We start from the raw sequence: 2,984 nt of genomic DNA, 5'->3' as shown, positions 1-2,984 counted from the left end.
AATTCAATTTTCAAACCACTCTAACCACCTATACGGCTCAGAAATGGACTTTTTTGGTAAATCGAGAGGTTTTTTCACGGTCTGACGTTGGCAGCAAGGCTAACAGAGACGACACAACAATAACAGACAGACAGAATAAATGGAAAATTTACCAATCGACAACCTAACCTTAATTTTTGCAGGAGCAATATTATTAAGTCCTTATTTCCTTAAACGCATACAGACACTAAATACTATTGCGAATACTGTTGTCTCACTCGGTATCCTTGGGACATTTTCAGGTATCTTTCTAGGACTTCTACATTTTGACGTTTCAAACATTTCAGCAAGCGTTCCACAACTTCTGACAGGACTAAAAACTGCTTTTCTAACCTCAATTGCAGGTCTCGTATCTTCTTTGATTTTAAAATCATTTCCTCAAGTTTATGGTATTAAAGTTCCAATAACAGACACAAAAAAGGATGAAGCAAACATTGAGACAATGATAAGTTTGCTAAGTCGGATAGAAAAAGCAATAGCAGGAGAAGGCGAAACAACACTTGTAACGCAAGTTCAAAAATTGAGAACCTCAAATGCTGACAGATTGGACAAGCTTGATAATTCGTTCAATGACTTTGCCGAAAAAATGGTTGCTGACAGCACTCAATCTCTTATTGACGCACTTACCCAAGTGATGAAAGATTTTAACACTCAAATAAATGAGCAATTTGGAGACAACTTCAAACAATTAAATGATGCTGTTGGAAAAATGCTTGAATGGCAAAAAGAATATGCGGGAAGAGTTGAAAGTATGACAGAGCAATTTCAAAAAACCCTTAATGGAATTGTTGAATGCGAACAAGTTCTTACAAGTTTGTCAAAGAAAGCAGCCGTTTATCAAGATACTTCTACCAAACTGCAAGAATTACTCAATAACCTTAATACAAACCTTGTTGCAATAAATGAAATGTCACAAAATGCAAAAAGTGCCTTTCCGACAATTCAGAAGCAAATTCAAGACTTGACAGAGCATTTTTCAAGTGCTGTTCAAACAGCCGTTAGAGAAAACAATAGAATGTTTGAAACTCAGAAAACAGCTATTGACAGTCAAATAAATGCTATGTCAACCTCATACCAACAGTTAGGCAATCAACAACAAAAACTCGTTACAGAGCTAAATAACAGAATTGAAAAGTTGATGAAAGACAATGCCGATAGAATTACTGAACAACTTAAAAATTTGGATGACGAACTTGCAGACGAGTTAAACAAAGCACTTACTTCTTTAGGCAGTCAGCTTACTTCTCTTTCTAACAAGTTTGTAGAAGACTACACTCCTTTGACACAAGAACTCCAAAAATTGGTTCAAATAGCTAATCGCAAAAATTAAAGATGGCTCAACTATTTAAAGAAAACGGAGAAAGCGAAAGCCAATGGGTTTCAATATCAGATTTGATGTCTGTATTGATGATGATTTTTTTATTTATCGCAATAAGCTATATGCTTAATGTTATAAAGGAGAAAGATAAAATAAAAGAGATTGCTGTTACTTACAACAAACTGCAAACGGAACTCTATGACGACTTAATGACAGAGTTTAAAAGCGACCTTAATAATTGGAATGCAGAAATAGATAAACAAACCCTTTCAGTAAAGTTTGAAGCACCGGAAGTATTGTTTGCTTCAGGTAGCTCAACCTTACAACCCAAGTTCAAAGAAATTCTAGAAGATTTTTTCCCTCGTTATGTAAACATTTTAACAAGCGAAAAATACAAAGCGGACATTGAAGAAATAAGAATTGAAGGACATACTTCGTCTGAATGGAGTTTTGAAGTTCCAGCGGAACAAGCATATTTCTACAATATGGAATTATCGCAGGACAGAACAAGAAAAGTTTTAGAGTTTGTTCTTAAAAACGAAAAACTTGATGGAAATAAAGATTGGATTAGAGACAGATTAACTGCAAATGGACTTGCTTCGAGTAAATTAGTCGCACCCAATGGCATTGAAGATAAAGAAAAATCAAGGCGTGTTGAGTTTAGAGTAAGAACAAATGCCGAAAAACGTATTGTAAAAATTCTATCAGCAGACGAATGAAATTGATAAACTTCATACAAGACGGCAAACTTAATAGTTTGAGAGAAAAAATGGGTGCAGACCTTGTGCAATGGGACGGTTCCTCAAATTGGAACTCCTTCGACCCATTCGGATTTCGTGCTGCATTGAGAGAAAAGGGAGAAGTTGATATTCCGTTTACTGAAATCAATATTTCAAAGGATGGAACACTAGAACTTTATGGTCAAAAAATCCTCGTTTACATTCGTGACCAAAGATACAGTTATGACTTAGAATACAAATTTCACATTGCAAATTGTGCGACATTAGTTGATGCTCAAAGAAATCAGAAATACGACAAGTATGTAGCTTCTATAAATGTTAATGGCAAATTCAAAGTTAATTTGATACACGGAAATAGTTGGGTTGAAAAAGACAAAGAAGTTAAACTAAATGTTTGCAAAAATTGCTTAACCGCTCTCAATTACAAGGGTTATAGACAAAACTATGAGACTAAACAAACAATCTATAACACGTTCAGTATTGACGAATTTTTTCAACTATACAAAAAGCAGACAGTAAAAAAACCTAAGCATACAAACATAACAGCACCAGTAAACAATTATACCAAGGACTTCGATAGTATTGCTAACGAATTGAAAAGAAAGAAAAATCATACTTGTGAAGGTTGCTATAAAGACCTTTCACAAGACAAAAAATTTCTTCACGTTCACCACATTGACGGCATAAAGAGCAATAATACTGACAACAATTTAAAGGTGGTTTGTATCAACTGCCACGCAAATGAACCAGGACACGGACATATGAAACTATTACCTGACTTTAGAGAATTTCAAGAAAAATATGGTAACAGACTATTCTGACAGACAAAGAAGCCCAGCTGCCAACAACTAAGCTTTCGTTGCGTGCGGAGCACGAACAATGAAAGC

3 protein-coding genes are annotated in these 2,984 nt (G+C 35.0%); all 3 read left to right on the top strand.

Annotated features, from left to right (window positions below):
• Window positions 1–139: 139 nt before the first annotated feature.
• The 3 genes from BLQ81_RS21760 to BLQ81_RS21750 are packed head-to-tail and all read left to right on the top strand — an operon-like array spanning window position 140 to window position 2,918.
• A complete protein-coding gene (locus tag BLQ81_RS21760) occupies window positions 140–1,369 on the top strand; it encodes a MotA/TolQ/ExbB proton channel family protein (RefSeq protein WP_139183714.1) in 1,230 nt (409 codons plus the stop codon).
• A gap of 2 nt (window positions 1,370–1,371) precedes the next feature.
• Window positions 1,372–2,076 (top strand): OmpA/MotB family protein, encoded by a 705-nt coding sequence (locus tag BLQ81_RS21755; RefSeq protein WP_092735239.1) that lies wholly within the window; start codon window positions 1,372–1,374, stop codon window positions 2,074–2,076.
• Window positions 2,073–2,918 carry an HNH endonuclease signature motif containing protein gene (locus BLQ81_RS21750; RefSeq protein WP_092735236.1) on the top strand — a complete coding sequence of 282 codons (846 nt, stop codon included), beginning with the start codon at window positions 2,073–2,075 and terminating at the stop codon, window positions 2,916–2,918. Before BLQ81_RS21755 ends, BLQ81_RS21750 begins: the two co-directional genes overlap by 4 nt.
• Window positions 2,919–2,984: the final 66 nt, after the last annotated feature.

The organism is Algoriphagus alkaliphilus, assembly GCF_900103735.1.
GTDB classification, from domain to species: domain Bacteria; phylum Bacteroidota; class Bacteroidia; order Cytophagales; family Cyclobacteriaceae; genus Algoriphagus; species Algoriphagus alkaliphilus.
The sequence above is the reverse complement of the archived record's forward strand: the minus strand, read 5'-3'. Positions and strand labels throughout refer to the sequence as shown.

Bases quoted from the DNA above. Each gene is read 5' to 3' on its own strand.
- BLQ81_RS21760 (WP_139183714.1), top strand. From the start codon at position 140: ATGGAAAATTTACCAATCGACAACCTAACCTTAATTTTTGCAGGAGCA.
- BLQ81_RS21750 (WP_092735236.1), top strand. From the start codon at position 2,073: ATGAAATTGATAAACTTCATACAAGACGGCAAACTTAATAGTTTGAGA.
- BLQ81_RS21755 (WP_092735239.1), top strand. From the start codon at position 1,372: ATGGCTCAACTATTTAAAGAAAACGGAGAAAGCGAAAGCCAATGGGTT.